At 62.5% G+C, this 19,380-nt stretch carries 21 protein-coding genes; 2 read left to right on the plus strand and 19 right to left on the minus strand.

Annotated elements, in window-relative coordinates; translation table 11 throughout:
* Window positions 1–55: 55 nt before the first annotated feature.
* From K663_RS08980 to K663_RS09065, 18 genes are all read right to left on the minus strand, one after another.
* Window positions 56–256, minus strand: a complete 201-nt coding sequence (locus tag K663_RS08980; protein WP_013846883.1) for a hypothetical protein — start codon at window positions 254–256, stop codon at window positions 56–58.
* Entirely contained in the window at window positions 253–681 is a 429-nt protein-coding gene (locus K663_RS08985; RefSeq protein WP_013846884.1) for a hypothetical protein, read from the minus strand. Before K663_RS08985 ends, K663_RS08980 begins: the two co-directional genes overlap by 4 nt.
* Window positions 682–765: 84 nt before the next feature.
* Window positions 766–1,236, minus strand: coding sequence for a hypothetical protein (locus K663_RS08990; protein ID WP_013846885.1), 471 nt, complete (start codon window positions 1,234–1,236; stop codon window positions 766–768).
* A gap of 2 nt (window positions 1,237–1,238) precedes the next feature.
* Entirely contained in the window at window positions 1,239–1,775 is a 537-nt protein-coding gene (locus tag K663_RS08995; RefSeq protein WP_013846886.1) for a hypothetical protein, read from the minus strand.
* A 43-nt stretch (window positions 1,776–1,818) separates the two neighbouring features.
* Window positions 1,819–2,409: a DUF1419 domain-containing protein gene (locus K663_RS09000; protein WP_013846887.1), complete on the minus strand. Its 591-nt coding sequence runs from the start codon at window positions 2,407–2,409 to the stop codon at window positions 1,819–1,821.
* A gap of 74 nt (window positions 2,410–2,483) precedes the next feature.
* On the minus strand, window positions 2,484–4,184 hold the full coding sequence (locus tag K663_RS09005; RefSeq protein WP_013846888.1) for an ATP-binding protein: 1,701 nt from the start codon (window positions 4,182–4,184) through the stop codon (window positions 2,484–2,486).
* 148 nt (window positions 4,185–4,332) lie between these two features.
* Entirely contained in the window at window positions 4,333–4,773 is a 441-nt protein-coding gene (locus K663_RS09010) for a hypothetical protein (RefSeq protein ID WP_013846889.1), read from the minus strand.
* A gap of 2 nt (window positions 4,774–4,775) precedes the next feature.
* A complete protein-coding gene (locus K663_RS24630) occupies window positions 4,776–5,294 on the minus strand; it encodes a hypothetical protein (RefSeq protein ID WP_013846890.1) in 519 nt (172 codons plus the stop codon).
* Window positions 5,291–6,772 carry a DUF3560 domain-containing protein gene (locus K663_RS09020; protein ID WP_013846891.1) on the minus strand — a complete coding sequence of 494 codons (1,482 nt, stop codon included), beginning with the start codon at window positions 6,770–6,772 and terminating at the stop codon, window positions 5,291–5,293. Before K663_RS09020 ends, K663_RS24630 begins: the two co-directional genes overlap by 4 nt.
* Window positions 6,773–6,903: 131 nt before the next feature.
* A complete protein-coding gene (locus K663_RS09025; RefSeq protein WP_013846892.1) occupies window positions 6,904–7,098 on the minus strand; it encodes a hypothetical protein in 195 nt (64 codons plus the stop codon).
* Between the two features lie 167 nt (window positions 7,099–7,265).
* On the minus strand, window positions 7,266–8,027 hold the full coding sequence (locus K663_RS24635) for a hypothetical protein (RefSeq protein WP_013846893.1): 762 nt from the start codon (window positions 8,025–8,027) through the stop codon (window positions 7,266–7,268).
* Between the two features lie 43 nt (window positions 8,028–8,070).
* The gene (locus tag K663_RS09035) at window positions 8,071–8,532 is read right to left on the minus strand and encodes a hypothetical protein (protein WP_013846894.1); all 462 of its coding nucleotides are present in this window, start codon (window positions 8,530–8,532) and stop codon (window positions 8,071–8,073) included.
* 11 nt (window positions 8,533–8,543) lie between these two features.
* Window positions 8,544–9,191, minus strand: a complete 648-nt coding sequence (locus K663_RS09040; protein ID WP_013846895.1) for a hypothetical protein — start codon at window positions 9,189–9,191, stop codon at window positions 8,544–8,546.
* 75 nt (window positions 9,192–9,266) lie between these two features.
* Window positions 9,267–9,962, minus strand: coding sequence for a DUF5983 family protein (locus K663_RS09045; RefSeq protein ID WP_013846896.1), 696 nt, complete (start codon window positions 9,960–9,962; stop codon window positions 9,267–9,269).
* 141 nt (window positions 9,963–10,103) lie between these two features.
* Entirely contained in the window at window positions 10,104–10,820 is a 717-nt protein-coding gene (locus K663_RS09050; RefSeq protein WP_119034653.1) for a type I restriction-modification system subunit M, read from the minus strand.
* A gap of 259 nt (window positions 10,821–11,079) precedes the next feature.
* Window positions 11,080–12,327 carry a hypothetical protein gene (locus tag K663_RS09055; RefSeq protein WP_013846898.1) on the minus strand — a complete coding sequence of 416 codons (1,248 nt, stop codon included), beginning with the start codon at window positions 12,325–12,327 and terminating at the stop codon, window positions 11,080–11,082.
* 187 nt (window positions 12,328–12,514) lie between these two features.
* Window positions 12,515–12,820 carry a hypothetical protein gene (locus K663_RS09060; protein ID WP_013846899.1) on the minus strand — a complete coding sequence of 102 codons (306 nt, stop codon included), beginning with the start codon at window positions 12,818–12,820 and terminating at the stop codon, window positions 12,515–12,517.
* Window positions 12,817–13,293, minus strand: a complete 477-nt coding sequence (locus K663_RS09065) for a hypothetical protein (protein WP_013846900.1) — start codon at window positions 13,291–13,293, stop codon at window positions 12,817–12,819. Before K663_RS09065 ends, K663_RS09060 begins: the two co-directional genes overlap by 4 nt.
* 226 nt (window positions 13,294–13,519) lie before the next feature.
* On the opposite strand from K663_RS09065, the gene K663_RS09070 reads away from it, so the two are divergent.
* Complete coding sequence (locus K663_RS09070; RefSeq protein WP_013846901.1) at window positions 13,520–13,771, plus strand: type II toxin-antitoxin system ParD family antitoxin; 252 nt, start codon at window positions 13,520–13,522, stop codon at window positions 13,769–13,771.
* Entirely contained in the window at window positions 13,761–14,057 is a 297-nt protein-coding gene (locus tag K663_RS09075; RefSeq protein WP_013846902.1) for a type II toxin-antitoxin system RelE/ParE family toxin, read from the plus strand. Before K663_RS09070 ends, K663_RS09075 begins: the two co-directional genes overlap by 11 nt.
* Window positions 14,058–14,106: 49 nt before the next feature.
* Here K663_RS09075 and K663_RS09080 read toward each other — a convergent pair whose 3' ends face one another.
* Window positions 14,107–19,269, minus strand: coding sequence for a lactate dehydrogenase (locus K663_RS09080; RefSeq protein ID WP_013846903.1), 5,163 nt, complete (start codon window positions 19,267–19,269; stop codon window positions 14,107–14,109).
* Window positions 19,270–19,380: the final 111 nt, after the last annotated feature.

Here is a 19,380-nt window from a genome sequence, read left to right on the forward strand (position 1 = left end):
GATGTTGAGGTGAGGCAGCTTTGCTGCCCGGTAGGCAGGCATAGCCGATGCGGGATCAGCCTTGTCGGGACGGGCCTTCCTGATCGTCGGAGGCAACCGGGCGACCGATGCTGTCGATCACGATGCGAGCCGATTTCTCCCAACCGGCCTGATCGAGGATATCGGCGGCTTCCATCCTGGCAGCATCGAGTTCGCTCTGGGTAGAAACGAGCGCTACTCGCCTGAGCGCGCTAAGCGCCAAGTGCATCTCGATCATGGGGAGACCGCCTCCACGGCGATGCGGAAGGCGGAATGATCGTCCAGAACGAGGTAGATTTGCGTGCCCATTTCGATCTCGCAGATCGCGAGGCTGTCGATATTGGCGCTGGTTCCGTAAACTTCCGAGATCACATGCCGCGGGCGGTCATTGGCACAATCGCCGCCCTCGTCACACTTTTGGGCATGGGTTTCCAGCAGCTCGGAGATCAGAGCAGCAATCGTGCTGGAGCGGGTCGGATTGTCGCTGCCGCTGTCGGTCCTGTCGATTACCTCGCGCAGAATCGGCGTCAGCGCGTCATTGATCTGGAAAAGCAGATCCGACCTTTCACTATCGCGAAGACCGTCCAGCACAGTGTCGGGAATGAGGTCGTTGACCGCATGGGTAGCGTCATCGACCAGCGCGTCGAATTGATCGTCGTTCATCGAAAATCTCCTTCGCGGGCGCGACCGGACGCGGCGCACGAGGTGTCCGGTGCTATGTCGGGGATGGACGGATTGTTGGCGGCCTCAGAGCCGCTTCATCATCCTGGCCCGGACGCTCTCGATCCATTGCGCCGGGTTGCTATGGTGGTCGAGGCACTCCTGCGATCGCGCGAATACCCTCTCGGTATCCGGCTCGATCATATCGAGCGCGTCGCCATATTCGGGGTGATGCGCGCCTTTAGGCTCGGCGCTTATGATCCCAGGCTCGCCGCGATCTGCGATGAAGAGCGGATATCGGTTTTCCAACAGCACAAGCGTAACCTCGACCGAGCTATCCTCGATCTGGAGGCAGGGCGGGCTTTCACCCGGATCGAAGATCATGCGAATGCATTCCCCGATGTCGGGATCGTCCTCGGTCCCGTACATCTCCTCGAAGTCGCCCTGATCGGCTGTGCCGTTCTGCTCCTCGTAGGTCCCGTATGCGTGCTGCCAGAGCTCCTTGGCGTCGAACACCTCGACATGGAGGGTGACGCGTGCGTTGATGCGTTCCGCCATGATCATGCTCCTGCCCGCAAGGTTTGCAGCGTCTCCTTCATGAGCCACCGGGTCGAGCCGCCGAATATCTCGGTATCGGTGACGACATAGTAGCCGCCTCCGAAACCGTCAGCGATGTCCTTGTCGGCCACCTCCGCCCATTGAAAGCCGAACGGCAGCGCGGATTTGCAGACTTTCTGGATCAGCGATGCGAGGGCCGGAACGTCGGCTTCATGGCCGCTGATGAACGCGAACTGTGTCTTGGCCTCCGGGTCGCCTTGAATGATGAGATCGGCATCGAACTCGGGAAAGCCCGGATCCGACCAGAGATCGAGAAAGTCCGCGAAAGGATCTTCCTCCTCCGGTTTGTTCGGGAAGGTGTTCCTGAATCCCTCGCTAAGCGACGCGTAATAGGTCTTCACCGCTTGCATCCCGTTAGACGAGAGTTCGGCGAAGTCGCTGGACAGTTGGGTCGATACGGCGAAGCATTCCTTGAGCAGGATTGCTTCCTGCGGCATCAGCGGAATGGCGAACGCCGTTTGCAGATAGTGATTGGCCATCTTTCAGCTCCTGGATGGAAAGGATGGAACAGCACCCGGCAGGCTAGATCGCCGGCCCGGACGGCAGCCGGTGGTCGATCTCATCATCGGTAAGGCGTTCGAGCAGTTTCAAAGCGGAACCGCCGTCCGGTTCACAAATGACGATCGTGCGTTTGCCCCGGTCTTCCGGGGGCCACGCATCGGGATCGGCCTCGCCTGCAAGACCACGAAAATCAGCGTGCGTGCGCGACCAGATCAGTTCGAGCTTCTGCTCGCGGTTCATGCCCCGAGCGGCGGCTGTCTCATGGGCTATGATTGCCGCCCGCATCGCGTCGGGGCTATGGCGATCTCCAAGATTGCAATAACCGGTAAACCAGCGCTTGCGTCCGATCGTGATGGCGAAGAAGACCGAACCGACGAAACCGGCCTTGAGTTCAGACCAGGCGAACATCCCGGCGCGCATGAAGAGCGGCGGCAGTTCCCCGAGCATGGATTCGTAGGATTCGAGTTCAATCTCGAACCATGTATTCTCAAATGCCTTCCCCGAAATGCGATCCTCGAACGGGCAATCGGGAACGCGGTTGAACAGTTCGAACATCTGCTCGCGCGTCGCGACGCCGTCGAAAATCTTCCTGAATGGCAGAGCCTGGGTCATGGGACGATTCCTCATGGACATGGCGTGCCGCGGCGCGCGTGATGACGCGCCGGGCAGGCCGGAAAGAGAATGGGTTATTCGGCGGCGCTGAGAGCGGCCTCGTCGTCATTGTCCGCGAAGCTGGCCTCGACCAGATAATTGACAGCCTGCATCCGGATTGCCCGATCCTTGGGGATCAGCCAGGCGACATGCTCGCGGATCGCCTCGCGGACTCGTTCGAGGACCGCGGCATCTTCGCCGAGCAGCAACATGTTCGCGGTAAAGCGCGCCTGCATGTCGAATGCCGCCTGCTGGGTATGATAGCTGTCGGCATCACAATCGTCGACGTGGTAGAAGCAGGCGGCTTCGAGCAGCCAGGCGAGTTCGCTGGGTGTGATCGTACAGTCGGCGCTGAGCAGGATGGCGACGTTCTCCAATTCGGTCGAGCAGTCATCGGGAACGATCAGCACATCCGCAGGCAGCGAGAGGATTTCGGCAGGTTCCTCGGAAACGGCTGACGCCTGCATGGCGATTTCGAGTTCGATCGCGTCGACGCGCCCGGAGACCAGGACCTGCGACAGCTGCGTATCAGCCGCATAGTCGAAGACGTCGCCCTCGCCCCGGTCGACCCGGAAGGACCATCCGAGCACGCGCGGAAGTTGATCATACCAGGCGTATCCCGCGAAATCGTCGACGGGCTCGACCGGGGTCGCGCCGTGCAATTGTCCCGACGCGAGGGCGCGCGCGGCGCACTGCTCGATATGGGCCTGGTCGGTCGGCATCAGGATCATCGGTTCACCCGCCACCCGCTCGCCGAACATGGTGCTATCCGCTTCCGCGGTGCGCGGCGTCCAGGCCGAGAGCCAGGGCGCGGCTTCAGGGAGGAACACGCCGAGCGCCTTGGCCCGCAGCCAATGGGCATGGGACAGCCGATGGTGACCCTTGTGGGCGATAGTGCGGAAGATCGCCGCCTCGCAGGCCTCGTGCAACGCCTCGAGCGCGGGCCCCTGCACCATTTCCTTGCGTGCAGGTAGCACGAGTTGCAGGTGGCCTGCATCTATGATGTCGACCTTGGCATACCAGCCAGGATCTCCATCCCCGTCATGGATATGCGGCAGCCGGCAAGGCACCGTGAGACCATGGAAGTTGATCCGCGCCAATTCGCGTGGAACATGAATGGTGTCGCTGTAGATGCCGATGTTGCACCCGTTCCATTTCTCGACGCGCGCCGCACCGGCGAGGAAGCTTTCGTGGGGTTGCCTCTTGCCGTCGAGCCAGACCGGCACCGGGCAGAAGCGCGCGGCGTCCTTCACTGCCTGCTCGAGTGCGTTCACCCAGTCTTCGGCCATGTCGACCTCGATCTCGGTGCCCTTGTCGATGGCCGTCGGCGCAAGATCGAGCGGCATGCCGCTTTCCCAGGCGTCGGGGGTGATGGTCACCTGCCAGGCCGCGTCCAGTTCGGCCGCGTGGGAACGGACCGTGACATGGCGCCCCGCAAGGCTGAATACGCCCATGCCCGCTGGATCTTCGGATCGGGCGATCTTCTCATCCCAACCGGAGTCGCCCAGCGTCAGGAACTTGACCGGATCGGCGATGCCGCACCCGTCGTCACGAATACGCAGCACAGGCCCCCGATCGCTCTCGATCCGGGAAATATCGATCCGGGTGGCGCCAGCCCGGCGTGCGTTCTGGATGGCCTCGATGAGACACGCAGAGACCGATCCGTCAAAAAACCTTGTGATCCTTGTCAGCAGGGAATCTCCGACCGTGGTTTGGATAGTGGTGGGGAAAGTCATGTGAGTCTCCGGAAATGCAGCGATCTCATCGTCGCTCCCACATCCCGCCCCCTCCCCTTCATGGCGCAATTGCGCGGTCGAGACGCGGGAAGTCGACGGAATCCTGCGATCGAGGAATGGGCGAAAATGGGATCGGCTGACCGGGCAGTCAGGCGGCGATGCGCCGATAGACGGACTCTCCGTTGGAGAAGCTGCCCAGACGGACAAGCGTCGCGAACCGCTGCTCGAATTTTGGCCCGATCCGGTCGAACCATTGTTCTGCCAGCCCTTCCCGGCCGGCGTCGATGTCGTTCCGCAAAACCACCCAGTATGCGATGCAGCCACAATATTCCGAAATGCCGAAGCGGGCATAGCCGTTCATGGCGACAATCCGGTCTTCACGGTCGATCCAGCCGTCATGGGACCATGCCGAAGGATAGAGTGCGAGCACCTGCTCTCGAAAATCCGCGACGATGAAGTCCCAATCGTCCTGTGCGGCAAGTTCATCGAAATGGCGGGTGTCAGGATCGTCATCGTCCTCGATCCAGCCCGCGTCCCACTGTGCGAACGCGACATGCGCTCCGCTGGGATAGGATACCGAGCGCCCCATGATCAGTTCCCCTCGTCGGCAGACGGCCGCCATGCGGGCGGCTGGGCGGTGACTGGTTCGTCGGTCGGAGCACGATCGGGATCTTTCGGCACGGGTTCCGGCCTGATCGTGGGATGAGCAGGATCGGACCAGTCGATATGATCGATGATCCAGCCTGGCACGTAATCCCAATCGAAAGACAGATCGTAACTGTCGGCAACCACGCTCCACGCCGCCTCGACCGCGCTGGTCCAACCCACGACTGTCAACCGCAGGTCAGCTGTGCCGACCGCATTGCAGGTTCCGCAGATGGCCAGCGCCAAGGCGATGGCGCCCGGGTCTGAACTGGGATGATCGCGCAATGTCAGCACAGCCTCCCAGAGGCAGGCAGCGGTCTCAAGAGCGGATTCGACACTGGCCGTCGGCATGACGCGGCGTTGGGTTTCCGCAGCGGGCACGATCTCAGCCTGTGCGAAAACGCTGCGCGGCTGGACCGCAATCCGTGATGGCTCTGCGGGCCGGGAAGAGACGCCGGTTTTCATGCTGCGGCCTCCTCGGCCGCGGCATGGCGGGCATCGGCTTCCAGAGCGTCGAGGTCGATCGGCAACGGCTTGCCCGGTTTGTCGGTGATGACGACGACGGCGTCCGGCTGGTACATTTGGAGGCCGAGCCCAGCGATACGGATGCGGGCGACAGGCTCGCCGGACCGCACGCGCTCATGCCCCTGCCATTTCATTCGCACGGGGCGACCGTCGGCAGCTATCTCCACCGTTTTGAACACGTCATAGTCGCCCTTTGAATTAGCCGAATAAAAGGCCTGCTCCGTCTCACGGACTTCGTTGGGCTTGGCAGCACTTTGCTTGCCCTTGCGGGCTGCGATCATGCGCAGGTTCCATATCTCCTGAAGTTGTTCGGCCTGCTCGCGCGATGGATTGATCAGCGGTACTGTGCCCGGCTTACCCGCCCGGCGAGCCTTTCTCTCCGGCACGGTGTAGCCGCAAGCCTGCATCAGGTCGCGCCAGTCATCCTGGTTCAGTTCAAGAGAGGATGCCGACGCGATATGCGCCGGAAGCGGAACCGGGCTTTCGAGCCGGAAACGGCCCGCAGCGATCACGGTGCATTTGGGGCTTTCGGCGCCATGCTCGCGGGCAAAGGCCTGGATGATGACCGGGGTGAACTCGCCATCATAGCGAGGCACATCGCCCAGCATGGAACGCTCGAACGCGAGCCGGTGCAGGATGTGCTCGATCCAGCGGCGGCGGTTGGGGCCATTGACGGTGACCATTGCCCCGTCGATGCACTGTTGCCGTGCGTCGCCGGGCGCGATCTCGCCCTTGTCGACCTTGTAGTAGAGATCATAGCCCGACCAGAGTTCACGGGAATCCCTGTTGCGGAGCGCGTCGCGGATCTGTTCGTCGGTCGTGATTTCGTCCCAGATCGCCAGTGCCGTATGGGCTCTATTGATGCCGCGCTGAAAGTCTCGCAGCTCTGCCAGCAAAGTCTTGATCCGGTTGGCGCGGACGCGCGGGTCATTCTTCCTGCTGGCGTAATGCTCGGCGCTGCTGGCGCGGCCGAGCCAGTAGCCTGCCGCTTTTTCCGCCTTTACGGACGCCGTCATGGCCGAGTGCATGCGTTCCTGGGTCTTGCGCGCCCCACGTTCGCTATGATGGCCGACCAGGATCGGCTGGCCCATATAGAAGGCCTGCGACAGTTCGTCTGCGCGGCGTGCGAAGGCGTTGGATTGCGCATGGCGCTTGTCTGCAAGATCTTCGAGCCGTTCAGCTTTCATCGCGGCGCGCTCGGCCAGGGTCATCTCTTCCGCCTCGATCTCGCCAGCCAGTTTGATGGCCAGGTCCTCGCGTTGCGGAGTCCACCTGGGAGCGACGAAAAGCTCCTGCTTCGGAGCCCATTTGAATCCGGCCTCCTTGACCTGTGCATAGGTTTCCGCATCGAGGCGCGATGACGCGTAAATGCGGATCTTGTTGTCCTCTGGACTATAGGTTGCGGTAAAGCTGATCATCGATCGTCCTTTCGAGGGCCCCGCGGTCATCAGATTTCGGGGCGAAGCGGTGCATCTGTGTTCCCCGGAATCATGAAGCCCGGCGCGATGGCCGGGCTTCATGGAAAACAAGGAATGTCGGTGTCGGGGAGCTATTCGCGCAGGTCTCCGGCGGCGAGATCGCCAATCCAGGAGGCCCCCTCCTCGAAATCGGCGTCGTCATCTTCGACCAGGGCGGCGAGCGCGACAGCGCCCGTGCGGCCGAGCTGACCGAGACGCTGAATGGCGGCATAGGCAACCGGAGCGAGCTGCTCTGCGGTTGCGGTATCGATATCGGAAGTGGTCATGCAGAAATTCTCCAGATTGTAGAGGGCTGCGGTCGGAAACGACCCGCAAGGGGTCATGCGATCCGGCGCGTCCGACCAGTCGCACCAGGATTTCTAGGTGGCCGGCTCAACCGCCATTTCAGGCGAATTCGACGCCGACCTCATTCACCGCGGGTTTCCGCTAACGCTCATGGCAGGCATTCCGCCGTCATCTGCTTCGTGGCTCGGTGGTCCGCAGCATTGGCTGCATCGAGGCGGGCTATCCATTCCGGATCAATGCAGGCGCCCTCAACTGCCCAACAGCTGACGGATGCGGAGACGGGATCGCCATTGTCCTGTGGGACCATGAGGAGGCCGTCGGGATCGGCGCCCTCGACATCGTAATCGACAATGCGCACCGTGATCGGCCGGTCGGCGACGACACCCTGAACAAGACCGCCATCAAGCGTGATGACGATATTGGCTTCGAGAGGGAGCTGCTCGGCGCCATTGATCCGCATGCAAAGATCCTCGATCTCGTCCGGGTTCAGTGGTTCGTGTCGGCCGAGATTGCTGGCAATGTCAGGATCGGACCCACAGTGGCGTCGCTGGTGGTCGCGCAACGCGGCAAGCACGGTCGAGAGTTGCCGATCGTTAAGTGCGAGAACCGATATCCCCTGGAGTTCGGCCTTTTCGATCCACACATTGAAGCCTGCGGTTTCGGCGAGATCATCGGGGTCTATGTCGGCAATTTCGATGCTCTGTGCGGTGAGGTGGCGGAATTGCACGCCGACCAGCCCCAATTGCCAGCTGCTCGTATCGACTGGCGGCAAGCCCTCGGCATCGAGGTCGGCGCGGAGCTGGTTCACCATATCGGTCGCGGCGATCTGTGCTTCGTGTTCGCTGGCGTGATAGCTCGCGATCTTCGACGGTGCTGAGAAGTGCGTTCCGTTGGCGACGAAAATATCCATGTCGAATTCTCCGGGTAATGTGGATGCGGGATCGGTGCGCGCATCAGGCGGCGCAGCGGCCAGCGTCCTGACGAAGGCCGAGATCGAAGGCGGTGAGGTTGCCGTATTTCGGCTCGAGACGATCGAAAGCGGACGTCAGGTCGTCGATGTCGATCCAGGTGAAGGCGTCGCCGGGATCGGAGTCGAGCTGGAAGACGATGGGTGTGAAGGCCGCGGTCATCTCCGGGAAGCTGGCCTGGATGATCAAGGTTTCGATCCGGCGCCCGAGGGCGGCAATGCCGGAGGCGAACTCCGCTCGCTCGGCATGCGCCATCGTGAAATAGCGGTCGGGCGCCAGCAACGGTGCGATACGGACGCATGGGAGACGCCCGACATGTTGTGGCCCGGCAACCGTGCCGGTCAGTGCCCGGCGTTCGGCCGTGACCTTGTCGGCGGGGACCAGCGCGCGATAGGCATAGTGCGGCAGCGTCCCCGCGATGCGGGAACGGGTGACGATGATTTCCATGGTGACTGTCCTCAGGCGAAGAGCCGGGTCGCAGCGGCGTCCGGTTGGGGAAGATCGAGATCGCGGCGGATACGTTCAGCGAGCCTGGCAGGCTCGATCAGTTCCGCTACGGAAGCGAAATGGTTGCGGCCACCGACATAGTCCTTGGTCCCCGAGCAGGTGCGGAACATGACCTCGTAGCCCGGTCCCATGCAGCCCAGATCGAACTGGATATAGAGATGAGCGGCATGAATCGTAATTTCGCCCGAGCAGGCGATACCCGCCATGTTGGAACGCAACTCGAATTGCCCGCGTTCGAGACCGAGCGCCTTGGCGAGCCGCGTCATCGCCTTGCGGCCCTGTTTGTGAAAAATGGCCTTCGCGTCGCTGTCATAGTCGACGCCGCGTCGCGCCAGCGTCACCAGGATCGGCGTGCGTTCGACAGCGCCGACGGCTTCGACGCAAGCACGGCGCAACTCGGCCTGGGACGGACGGTTCTCGGTCGCAATGTTGCCGAGATGACGCGCCAGCAGCAGAACCGCCGGATCGCACTCCGCATCGACCTGGTTGCGATGGCACTCGTCGATTGCCTGGATCAGGACGTTCAGCCCTCCGGCAAGCGTGGTCAGCGCGGAAGGGTCGAGCGCCTGTTGAAAGCGAAACGCGGCGTCATAGGACATGAGGTTCTACTCCTGGGGCCTGGGCGCATCCACACGCCCGCCTCAATCTCTCCCCCCTCCCCCTCGATCAGACCGTCACCATTCGTAACAGGGGAGCCGATCGGTCGTGGAAGCATCACGGTCCAGGATCAGGTAGTTGCAGCCCAGTCCTCGCGCGAATGTCAGCGCATGGAAGAGATCAGCCGGTATTTCCGATTTATCCCCGAACGAGGACGGAGCCGTGGCTATGACCCAGCCATAATGGGTATCGGCTATGCTGACGGGACGGTGGCACGGATCGAGTGTAATCCATTCGTCGATCTTTTCCGTCGTCGGCCATGATATATGGCTGGAGGACAAGGCGATATAGTTCCCGATCTCGAGGCGTTCGGGATCATAGCCGAAGTCGGGATCGATCCATTCCATGCGGCTGGTCAGCTGGTCTTCGGGATGGAGGTTGAAATAGTCGCGTATCACCATGGCATCGTCGAGGGACCCCGGATCGCGGCTGTCGTTGATTTCGCCCCATTGTGAGCGGCAGAAGGTCGCGACCTGCACCTGCAGCCCTCGATAACTGACCGCGACGACATTGGTGGTTCCGTGGCCATGCCCGATCGTGGCGAGATAGACGGGAATGGACCAGGCCACGGGCGCCCGGTCGATCGATAAAATTGCGGTATCGAGGTCGGCGATGATCTCCGCAATGTCGGCGTCCCCTTCGGCATGGGAGGCCAGCGCAGCCCTGGCGCGCGCCAGCAAATCGAGGTGCATGGATCGCGGATGATCTTTCATCACAATCTCCTTCTTCATGGGTGATTGAATAATTGCGCGGAGATCGCGCCCGGTCGTGGTCGCGGGATCCGCAACGCCGGGGGACATCAGCGGCTTGGGCATGCCGATGGTCTTCTCGATTTCATTGTCGCAATGCCAGGCTCAGAAGAGGCTGAGCTGGCGTGGCGCGGCACGTTGTTCCGGGCGTTCCACTGTGGACGGCGGCAGAAGTATGTCCATCGGAACGGGATGATTCTCGATTGGACCGGTGGTTGCCATCAGCTCGGTATCGCGCCGTGCAAGTTTCGCCGACCATCCGCCCATGATGTGCGCTGGCGTATACCAGTAGCTGCGTATTTCGAGTGAAAGCGAGTTTCCGACGACCACCACGGCAGGAATGTGCAGGAGACTGAACTGGATATACGCCATGTGGGCGACCCGCGCGTCGATATCGACGGCGGTCACATGGAGGTGCCGCTGATAGTTGATGCCTTGCGCGCGCATGGTTTGTGCAAGGGCGATAACCGTTGCACCCGCGCCGCAGGCAGGTTCCATTGCGCGCACAAAACCTTTGCACGCTATCAGATCCTGGATCAGCTTCGGGCCCCCAAGCGTCGCCTCTGCCATCATTTGACATATGGGCCACGGCGTGAAGAATTGCCCCTTGTCGGCGCTCGATAGTTCAAGGTTGTTATACACCGTGCCGAGCGCATCGCGGGGTTCGGCCTCCAGCGCCATCATGATCTCCGCAAAGACCTGAGGAAAAAGCTCGACGATATCGCGCTCATACTGGCCGACGATATCGAGATAGCGCTTCTCGCGTGCTTCGCGGTTGCGCAGATCCATGCTGTTGGAGATGCTGATCGCACTCGCCTCCATGCAATCCGAAAACAGTCGGTGCAAATCATGGCAATAGGCGCAGGATCGCAACAGCCTGGTCACGTCTGCGACGTGGCGTTCGTGAGGAGTCATGATGATGTCCTGATTGACGGCCGCACGTCAGCGGCTCCAGGGGCCGGCAGACCCAGGTTCGCGAAGTGCATGGCGCACATCGAGAACGGGCAACGCGTTCGAGACGCACGCCACCATGCCAGACCGGGATGGCCGATATGGAACGGCGACGATGACGGTCGACCGATCAGGCGTCGATCAGGGTTTCGCACCGGCTTCGCGGCGACGAATGCACAGGCAACCGCGGCTCGAGGTGGTTCCGGACGAAACCGCTCGTGATCCCCAGCTCGCCGGATGCGACCCTGGCAAGCTGCTCCTCGAAACTGAGCTTGCGCATCGCGGCGGCTTCGCGTGCGGCCCTTGCCGCCTCGCGCCGGGTGTCCTGCCAATGCGCTTTCGCCTCGGCGAAGCCCATCGTGCCGAGGAGACGCCGGAACGCGTACATTTCCTGAGACGAGACCGGAGGCCAGGACGGATTGCGCACGGGCGTGCGGCGAACCCGGCCGGGCCGCCGGGGAGGCGGCAGGGCCTGACCCTCCGCGGCCAGTTCAGCGGCAAATGCATCGCGAAGATGATAGGCGGTCGAGGCGCCGATCACGAGTTCGCGCGCGGCTCGCTGGACGGGCATGCGATCGAGGAGCATCGCGCGCAGTAGCTCTTTCTGCTCATCGGTGACGAAGCGCGCGCTCTCGGCATGGACATGGCGGACCCCGGCGGCATCGCATCCGGGGAGCACTTCGCCCCTGCGGCGCAGGCGGCGGAAGAGCCGGGTCCTGATGCGTGTGCAGCTCGTCCGTGACACGCCGGTGTGCTCGGCGATCTTCTGGGTGCCAAGTCCCTGCAGGAAGAGTTGCTCGACCTGTTTGCGTTTCGCCGGCGACAGCCTGGCGCCGCTATAGGCCTGGCCGCCTCCGGGCGGTGGTAGCAGCGCCTTGCCGCGTGCAAGCAGTTCCCGATTATATCGGCGACGCTGCTCGGAAACGCAGGCCGCCGACACGCCGAGGCGCAACTGGATGTCGATGCCCTTGAGGCCCTTCTTCAGGGCATAGCGTAGGCGCTCGATACCTTCGACGGTCAGGCGACCATGCTGATCGCGCTCCGCGGGACGGTATCCACGCCGGACACACAGCGCCGTCGTAACCGCGTTGGAGGCGCTGGCCTCACAGACCCCGAAATGCTTGCCGATCGCGCTGAACGACCAGTTTTCGACCTCGCGCAGTCTGACGGCCTCATCGAGGGCTTCACCCTGAAGGCGCGATTTGGGCGCGGAGCTTCTATGGGCCGTCGTCAAGCCAAGCTTGTTGGCCTTGACCTGCAGGGCATGGACGCTGCGGCCTGGTAGCCGCGGCGCGATGCCATGTCCTTCGGCCGGATACCAGGCGCGCAGAATGGCGATTTCCTGCGCCGTCCATGGCGCGGATCTGGGAGTGGTCATGGGAAATGTCTCCGAAGAAGGGAGAGCCTGGTGGTCCGTGGTCCCTTCGGACACACTCGCCTGCTCCTCTCCCTGCTTCCCCCTCCACTCTTTATTGCCGTCCATGCCGTGGGCGACTTTCCTGGTTGTGTTCGCCGTCACCCTGATCGGTCAGCTCGTCGAGACGTCAGAAACAGGCTGATCCTCTTCAGCGAATCCAGGGCGCACGCAGGCGGCTGCCCTCGCGGAAGCGATCGGCGCCCAGGGTCGCAGCCAGGTCATCGCGGATGGCCGCGAAGGGCCGGACCACGTCGATCACGGTAGCTGGCTCCAGGATTTCGCCGTAGCGGGTTCCGATCCAGAGAAGGTCGCGATCATCATCGTCAACATCGTCGTCCTCCCGCTGGACGATCGCGAAATAGCTGTTCAGGGGCGCGTCCCATCCAATGGCGATGCTCAATGCGCCATGGGTGCTGGCCGCTTGCGCGAGCGGATCGAGTTCGTGCCGGCTCATGGTGCGTCCATTCCCTCATCCTCGGGTGGGCCGAGACGGTTTTGCATCGCCTGGCGAAACTGGCGCAGCATCTCGGCTTGCTCGGGGTATCGTTCCTCCCACTGGGCGCGAGGGATCAGGAAGCCGACATCGACCAGTTCGCGCCGGAGCGCCTCTGTCACGGTCTGCTTGACGGTTTCGGGAATGGCGAGGGGAAAGGACTGAAACTGGCACAACCAGGAGCAATCGTCGGGTTCCTGGTGCCGCCGGAAATGATCGGCGTCGAAGATGAGATCGGTCCGAACGACCGCATCATCCTTGACCGCGATCACGAATTGACCGCCGGCCGGGGTTCCGTTTCGCGCGGAGGCGATCATGCGTTCATGCCAGGTGTGCGCCGCGGCCAGCGCCACGCCATAGTGGGAGCCGTAGGCAGCGTGGAGGATCCAGCTGACGGGATGGCTGGCGGCACCGAAGTGGAAGGTGATTTCCATGCGGGTGACTCCTCGATTGGAGATGGGACAGAGGTTTGGCGAAGCGGGTTTTTCCGCGGCCAGTGTTCAACTATGCTGCGGGATCGTGGTGGGTTCGCCGGTGCGCTCATCCGCAGGCATACGGACAACGCTGAGAGATGCGCTTTGTCTATGATCGGCTCTCGTTGCCCGCCTGATTTTGACAATCTTTGCCAAATATGCCATATAGTCTCTTAGAGGTGTTCCCATGGCGACAATGAATGTTTCCCTCCCCGATGCGATGAAGGAATGGGTCGAAGGTCAGGCCGGGACAGGCAGATACAGCAATGCCAGCGATTATGTGCGCGACCTGATCCGTCGCGACCAGGAGCGGCGGGAGAAGATCGCAGCCATGCAGACCATGGTCGATGAGTCTCTCGCCTCCGGCATAAGTCCCAATTCCATCGATGACATGATGAAGGAAGCCCGGCGTCGCGCAGGCGTCGGTCATGGCCTATAGACTCACGCGTAACGCCGAAAAGGATCTCATCGGTATATATGTCGGCGGCGTCGGAGAATTAGGAGAAGCCGTCGCGGAAAAATATCAGGCCGGTTTGCATCGGGTTTTTGGATTTCTCTCCGACTTTCCCTATTCGGCAAGAGCGCGCGCGGAAATTTCACCACCGGTCCGGGCACATCCCTACAAGTCCCATATCGTCGTCTATATCATCGAAGGACAGGACATCCTGATCCTCGGCGTCCGTCATGGACGGGAAGACTGGCAGGCATCCGACCAGCTTTCCTGAAATTGCGTTCACGCCTGTGGAACAGGTCTCGCTCTATGACTGGTGCCGGTCAGGCCGCTTGCGGAACCTCAGCGCCTTCGTTGCTCGAAGGCGGTGCCAGGATTGCGTCCTCATCGTTCCCCGGCTCGAACTCCCCTTTGGTCGTCGCCAGGTCAGCCTCCAGTTCCGCGAGTTCCCGCAACTTGTCCTCGAGCAAGGCGGCGTCGGGAAACTCCTGGTCGAGACGCGCCTCGAAGGCCGGAAGGCGCCGCTCGTTCGCTTCGAGATCGGCCTGCACGGCGGCAAGTTCGGCGTCGAGATTGAGAATGGAGGATTCGAGCCGGCCCAGCGCCGTGGTCCATCGCGTCTTGTCGGATACTTCGAACGCGTTACGCTCGCCGTGGTGGAGTGCCGCGACAGACGTGCGGATGCCGCGCTCGCCATCGTCGTCCACGGCCTCATAGCCTGAAAGTTCCACATCGATGCCGTTGACGGTGCCGAGCAACTGCCGGGCCTGGCCGCCGTGCAGTCGCAATTCGAAGGCCTGCCTCAGAATGCGTTCGCCGGCGGCCTTGCGGTCGGTGACCATGGTGCCGCCGCAATCGAACAGGACCTCGTCGTGACGCGGAAGAACCCGGCGTGCGATATCGGCCTCCAGCTTCGCGATCAGGTTGGCGCCGTCGATGATGGCGTCCGCGGTTCGCTTGATGGTCCTGCGGATATTATACTGGTCGTCGATATGCGCGTCGCGCAGGCGTTCGAGCCTTGCGACCTCGGCATCGAGCCCAGCCTTGCGCATCAGGCGATCGTCGCCGGACGCCAGCGCCTTTGCGAGCGCGAACTGATTGACGTTGGAGCCGACATCCTCGATCCGGCGAATGGAGCGATCGCCCGACATCGCCATGTTGATGAAGCGGGCTTTTCTTTCGAGCATCTGCCAGTTGGTCGCGTCCATCGAGCCACTGGTCGCATAGCCGTATAGCTCGATTTCGTCGTTCTGGTTCCCCTGGCGCTCGATCCGGCCTTCGCGCTGCTCGATATCAGAGGGTATCCAGGGAACGTCGAGGTGATGCAGGGCTTTGAGGCGCTGCTGCGCGTTGACGCCCGTTCCCATGGTGGGCGTGGAGCCGATGAGAATGCGCTTGCGCCCCTGATTGAGGTCGTTGAACAGGCGCTGCTTGGCGCTGTTCTTCTTATAATGCTGCATGAAGGCGATCTGATCGGCCGGTATGCCCATCTCGATCAGCTGCTCGCGGATCCAGACATAGGCGGAGAAGCCGCGTGTCTCGATGGCGTTCTCGGTGCCGAGATCGGAGAAGATCATCTGCACGGCGCCGGGCAGCGGATAAGGTCGCCCGGTTTCCGGGTCGGTGTAACGATTGTCGGCCGTATCGCGCCAGATACGATGGACGTTCTCGATCAGGAGATTGAGCTTGTTGCCCTCCTCGTTCCCCATCATGGGGTCCACGAAGCGGAGATCGATCGCCGAATGCCGCCCGTCGGTGATCACCGAAAGCAGGATATCGTCGCCCTTCTGGGGTCGCCCGCTGCGGTTCTCGATCGCCTTGATGCGTCCGGCCAGCACCTTCTGATAGGCCTTGAAGGGCGCCCCGGACTGGGCGACGATGATCTTGCGCTTGCCACCCTTGATGGTGGGCAGCCGGACATATTGGCGCAAATCGTCCTTGAGTACGACATCGGCAACGCTGCGGTACATCGCCATCAGGTCGGCGACGTTGACGAATTCGCAGAAGCGCGTGACCGGCTTGTAGCTGCCGCTCGGCTGAAGTTCGAGTTCGGTGCGCGTGTCGCCGAAGTTCGCGGCCCAGGCGTCGAACTCGTGCAAGCCCTTGGCGTGCAGTTCGTCGGGCTGCATGAACCGCTGCAGCGTATACATCTCGCCGAGCGTGTTGGTGATGGGCGTGCCCGACGACAGGATCAGTTCGCGCCCGGGATTGATGTCGGCAAGGTATCGGCCCTTGACGAACAGATCCCATGCCCGCTGCGAGCCGGCGGGATCGACGCCCTTGAGGTCGCCCAGATTGGTCGCGAAAGTGAGTTTGCGGAACTGCTGGGCCTCGTCGACCAGAATCTGGTCGATGCCGATCTCGCCGATATGAACGAGGTCATCCTTGCGGGCCTGCAGGTTCTCTAGCCGCCGCTGGAGTCCTTCCTTCAGGCGCTCGACCCGCTTGCGCGAGACGCGATCGTCGCTCTGAATGCCCGTGATCAGCACCTCGTAGCTGGCGAGCTGGTCTTCGATCAGCTGCTTTTCGAAGGCTGCCGGGGTGGGGATGAACTTGAACGCATCATGGGTGATGATGATCGCGTCCCAGTTGCCGGTCGCCGCGCGGGCCAGGAACCGCCGCCGCTTCTCCTTGATGAAGTTGGTGTCGTCGGCGACAAGGATGCGCGCCGTGGGATAGAGCATCAGAAACTCGCGCGCGATCTGCGCGAGACAATGATTGGGCACCGCGATCATCGGCTTGTTGGCAAGGCCGAGACGGCGCTGCTCCATCACGGCGGCGCACAGGCTGAAGGTTTTGCCCGCGCCGACGCTATGAGCTACATAGGTCGAGCCCGCGGCGACGATCCGCCAGACAACGCGCTTCTGATGGTCGCGCATCTGGATGGTGGTCGACGCGCCCGGAAGCGTCAGATGCCTGCCGTTGAACGTCCGGGGAACGAGGTTGTTGTAGGCGTCGTTGTAGATGCGGACCAGGCGATCGGCGCGTTCGCTGTCTTGCCAGACCCAGGTCTCGAAGGTCGACTTGATGCCTGCAAGCTTTTCCTTGGCGGCTTCGGTGTCGGTGACGTTGAGCTCGCGGCGCTCCGAACCGTCAGCTTCGCGGTGAACATCGTAGATCTTGGGGATATGGGAATTGAGGGCATCTTCGAGCAGGTCCGCGGCGCCGCGGCGCGCCGTGCCCCAGGTCGAGGTGGAACTGACATGTCCGGCGAATGGGAGCTTGTCGACGGTCCAACTCGCAATATCGACGGTATGATAGATGGTGGTCTCGACCTCCATGATCTCCGCGACGAAGGTTTCGATGACCCTGGTAGGAATCCAGGGCGCGCCGAGACGCGCGGTGATCTCGCTGGGTTTGAGGTCGACCGGCTGGACCGCTTCGAGCGCGGTGGCGACGGCATGGAAGCGCGGATCGGCTTCGGCATTCTCGCGGGCAAGAGCGAGCTTGGTCCGCACCGGTCCTGACAGGGCTTCGTCCGCCGTAACCCAGTTGTCGAAATGGGGCGTGGTGCGGACGGGGTCGAGATAGACGTCGTCGGCGAGATCCGCGAGGGCCTCGGCCTCGGTGACGCCGAGCAGGCCGGCGATCAGCGGGAGATCGACGCGGCCGCGCTCGTGGAGCGACACCGCCAGCGCATCCTGCGCCGAGTGGATTTCATGGGCGACTGGCGGTTTGACGACACGTTCGGTGAAGATCGCGCCCGGCGTGCCGGTATCGCTCGCCTCGTCATAGGCCTCGATCGACGCGACCAGCCAGACGTCGGGATCGTCAAGGAAAGGCTGGAGGTTCGGGCGGCGCTGATATTCCTTCTCGGCGCCGGTGTCGGGATCGGCGCGGATGCTGGTGATGGTCCGGTTGATCGGGCCGTATTTCTTCGTGAACTGCCGATAGTGCGCGAGCAGCTTCTCCTGGGACGCCGCATAGGGCTGGTCGTTCAGCTGCGCCCGCAGGATCGCGCGAACCGCATCGCGGATCGGGATCAGCGCCTTGATGATACTGGCGTGCCTGGCGAACAGGCCCGTGGTGCCTCGCCCTGATTTGACATCGACGACGGTCGGCATGCCGTCGACGATCTGGTGCAGAACGCCGCCCGATACGAGATAGCTGCCTTCCTTGAACTCGGCCTCATCCGCCGCCGTACCGATCTCAAGGTCGAGCGAGACGTCGACCCGGTCACGCAGCGACGTCGTGCGATGGATGGGGCGGCAGGTGCCTTCGTATCGGGATGCGATTCCCGACAGGGTAGCGATGAGAGCCTGCCCAAGGTCGATGCCCGGCTCGGCGGCGCAGTGATAGTCCATGCCGAACTGGCCGCTTTTCCATTCATGGCGCCCAAGGACATGACCAGGATTGTCGAGGAAATAGCGGTTGATCCGCAGCGGTCCCTCGCCCTCGTCGCTATCGGGAATATCGGCCAGATCGATCCACTTGTGTCCGGCGCCGAGGTTGTCTGGCTCGCGCTTGCGGAAGAGTAGGATATCGACGACGACATCGGTGCCCGCTTCCTGCCGCATGACCCGGCCGGGAAGACGCACCGCGCCGAGGAAATCGGCGATGGTATCAATATGACTGCGGGCCTTGGGGTCGCTCTTGTCGAGCGAATAGCGCGAGGTCACGAACAGGGCGACGCCGCCGGGGCGAAGATGCTCCAGCGATTTCGCGATGAAGAAATCGTGGAGCGACAGGCCAAGCCGGCCGAGGCTGGTCTTGTTCTGGATGCTGAGGTTCGAGAACGGGGGATTGCCGATGGCGAGGTCGAAGTCGCGCGGCAGCGAAGCCTTGTCGAAATCGATGCAGCGGATGATCTGCCCCGGATAGAGCGCGCTCGCGACGCGGGCGGTGACGGGATCGTTCTCGATGCCGACGAACATCGTGTCGCTCGCCAGCCAGTCGGGCCGCAGCCCCATGAACAGGCCGCTGCCGCATCCGGGTTCCAGAACCTGGCCGCCGGTGAAGCCGAGGATGCGGGCGGCATCCCACATGGCGCGGACAATATATTCGGGCGTGTAATGGGCGTATTGCGTCGCCCGCTTGAGCGACTGGAGTTCGGCATCGGTCGTCTCCGCGGCAAGGCCCTGCCCCAGTTCCTCCCAGCCATCGCGGAATGTGCCCGCGCGATCGGCGAAGATATTGTTCGCAAGCTCGGAGGCGCCGAAGCCGATGAACTTCGCGATGGCTTCCTGCTCGGCCGGCGTCGCCCCTCGTTGTTCGCGGTCCAAGAGGTTCAGCAGCCGGATCGCCTCGATATTGTCCTGCGCGCGGCCCTTCCATGACGACGCCAGCACCCGACCGGCGGCGAAGGAGAAATCGATGGGTTCGGCCGGAGGCGGATCGGCAAGCACCTCCGCCGGTGCCAGCGAGAAGAGCGTGGGCTCGCAAAGCTGGGAGACGATCGCTGCATCGGGCGCTGGATCGGGCGGTCTGGCGGGCTGGTCGAAGTCGAGGCATAGCTGGAGAGCCAGCGCGGATGCACTGTTTCGCATGGAATGCTTCCTTTTTTGGTGGGTTCGCGGGCGCAGCGCGGCGGCCCACAAGCGTGTCGGGCTGGTCGGGGATCAGGGCGTGATGGGAAGCCCCGGGTCGGGCGTCGTTTC

Source organism: Sphingobium sp. MI1205 (assembly GCF_001563285.1).
GTDB lineage: Bacteria > Pseudomonadota > Alphaproteobacteria > Sphingomonadales > Sphingomonadaceae > Sphingobium.

Excerpts from the sequence above, each read along its gene's own strand:
- K663_RS08980 (WP_013846883.1), bottom strand. The coding sequence starts at position 256 with ATGATCGAGATGCACTTGGCGCTTAGCGCGCTCAGGCGAGTAGCGCTC.
- K663_RS08985 (WP_013846884.1), bottom strand. The coding sequence starts at position 681 with ATGAACGACGATCAATTCGACGCGCTGGTCGATGACGCTACCCATGCG.
- K663_RS08990 (WP_013846885.1), bottom strand. The coding sequence starts at position 1,236 with ATGGCGGAACGCATCAACGCACGCGTCACCCTCCATGTCGAGGTGTTC.
- K663_RS08995 (WP_013846886.1), bottom strand. The coding sequence starts at position 1,775 with ATGGCCAATCACTATCTGCAAACGGCGTTCGCCATTCCGCTGATGCCG.
- K663_RS09000 (WP_013846887.1), bottom strand. The coding sequence starts at position 2,409 with ATGACCCAGGCTCTGCCATTCAGGAAGATTTTCGACGGCGTCGCGACG.
- K663_RS09005 (WP_013846888.1), bottom strand. The coding sequence starts at position 4,184 with ATGACTTTCCCCACCACTATCCAAACCACGGTCGGAGATTCCCTGCTG.
- K663_RS09010 (WP_013846889.1), bottom strand. The coding sequence starts at position 4,773 with ATGGGGCGCTCGGTATCCTATCCCAGCGGAGCGCATGTCGCGTTCGCA.
- K663_RS24630 (WP_013846890.1), bottom strand. The coding sequence starts at position 5,294 with ATGAAAACCGGCGTCTCTTCCCGGCCCGCAGAGCCATCACGGATTGCG.
- K663_RS09020 (WP_013846891.1), bottom strand. The coding sequence starts at position 6,772 with ATGATCAGCTTTACCGCAACCTATAGTCCAGAGGACAACAAGATCCGC.
- K663_RS09025 (WP_013846892.1), bottom strand. The coding sequence starts at position 7,098 with ATGACCACTTCCGATATCGATACCGCAACCGCAGAGCAGCTCGCTCCG.
- K663_RS24635 (WP_013846893.1), bottom strand. The coding sequence starts at position 8,027 with ATGGATATTTTCGTCGCCAACGGAACGCACTTCTCAGCACCGTCGAAG.
- K663_RS09035 (WP_013846894.1), bottom strand. The coding sequence starts at position 8,532 with ATGGAAATCATCGTCACCCGTTCCCGCATCGCGGGGACGCTGCCGCAC.
- K663_RS09040 (WP_013846895.1), bottom strand. The coding sequence starts at position 9,191 with ATGTCCTATGACGCCGCGTTTCGCTTTCAACAGGCGCTCGACCCTTCC.
- K663_RS09045 (WP_013846896.1), bottom strand. The coding sequence starts at position 9,962 with ATGAAAGATCATCCGCGATCCATGCACCTCGATTTGCTGGCGCGCGCC.
- K663_RS09050 (WP_119034653.1), bottom strand. The coding sequence starts at position 10,820 with ATGGAGGCGAGTGCGATCAGCATCTCCAACAGCATGGATCTGCGCAAC.
- K663_RS09055 (WP_013846898.1), bottom strand. The coding sequence starts at position 12,327 with ATGACCACTCCCAGATCCGCGCCATGGACGGCGCAGGAAATCGCCATT.
- K663_RS09060 (WP_013846899.1), bottom strand. The coding sequence starts at position 12,820 with ATGAGCCGGCACGAACTCGATCCGCTCGCGCAAGCGGCCAGCACCCAT.
- K663_RS09065 (WP_013846900.1), bottom strand. The coding sequence starts at position 13,293 with ATGGAAATCACCTTCCACTTCGGTGCCGCCAGCCATCCCGTCAGCTGG.
- K663_RS09070 (WP_013846901.1), top strand. The coding sequence starts at position 13,520 with ATGGCGACAATGAATGTTTCCCTCCCCGATGCGATGAAGGAATGGGTC.
- K663_RS09075 (WP_013846902.1), top strand. The coding sequence starts at position 13,761 with ATGGCCTATAGACTCACGCGTAACGCCGAAAAGGATCTCATCGGTATA.
- K663_RS09080 (WP_013846903.1), bottom strand. The coding sequence starts at position 19,269 with ATGCGAAACAGTGCATCCGCGCTGGCTCTCCAGCTATGCCTCGACTTC.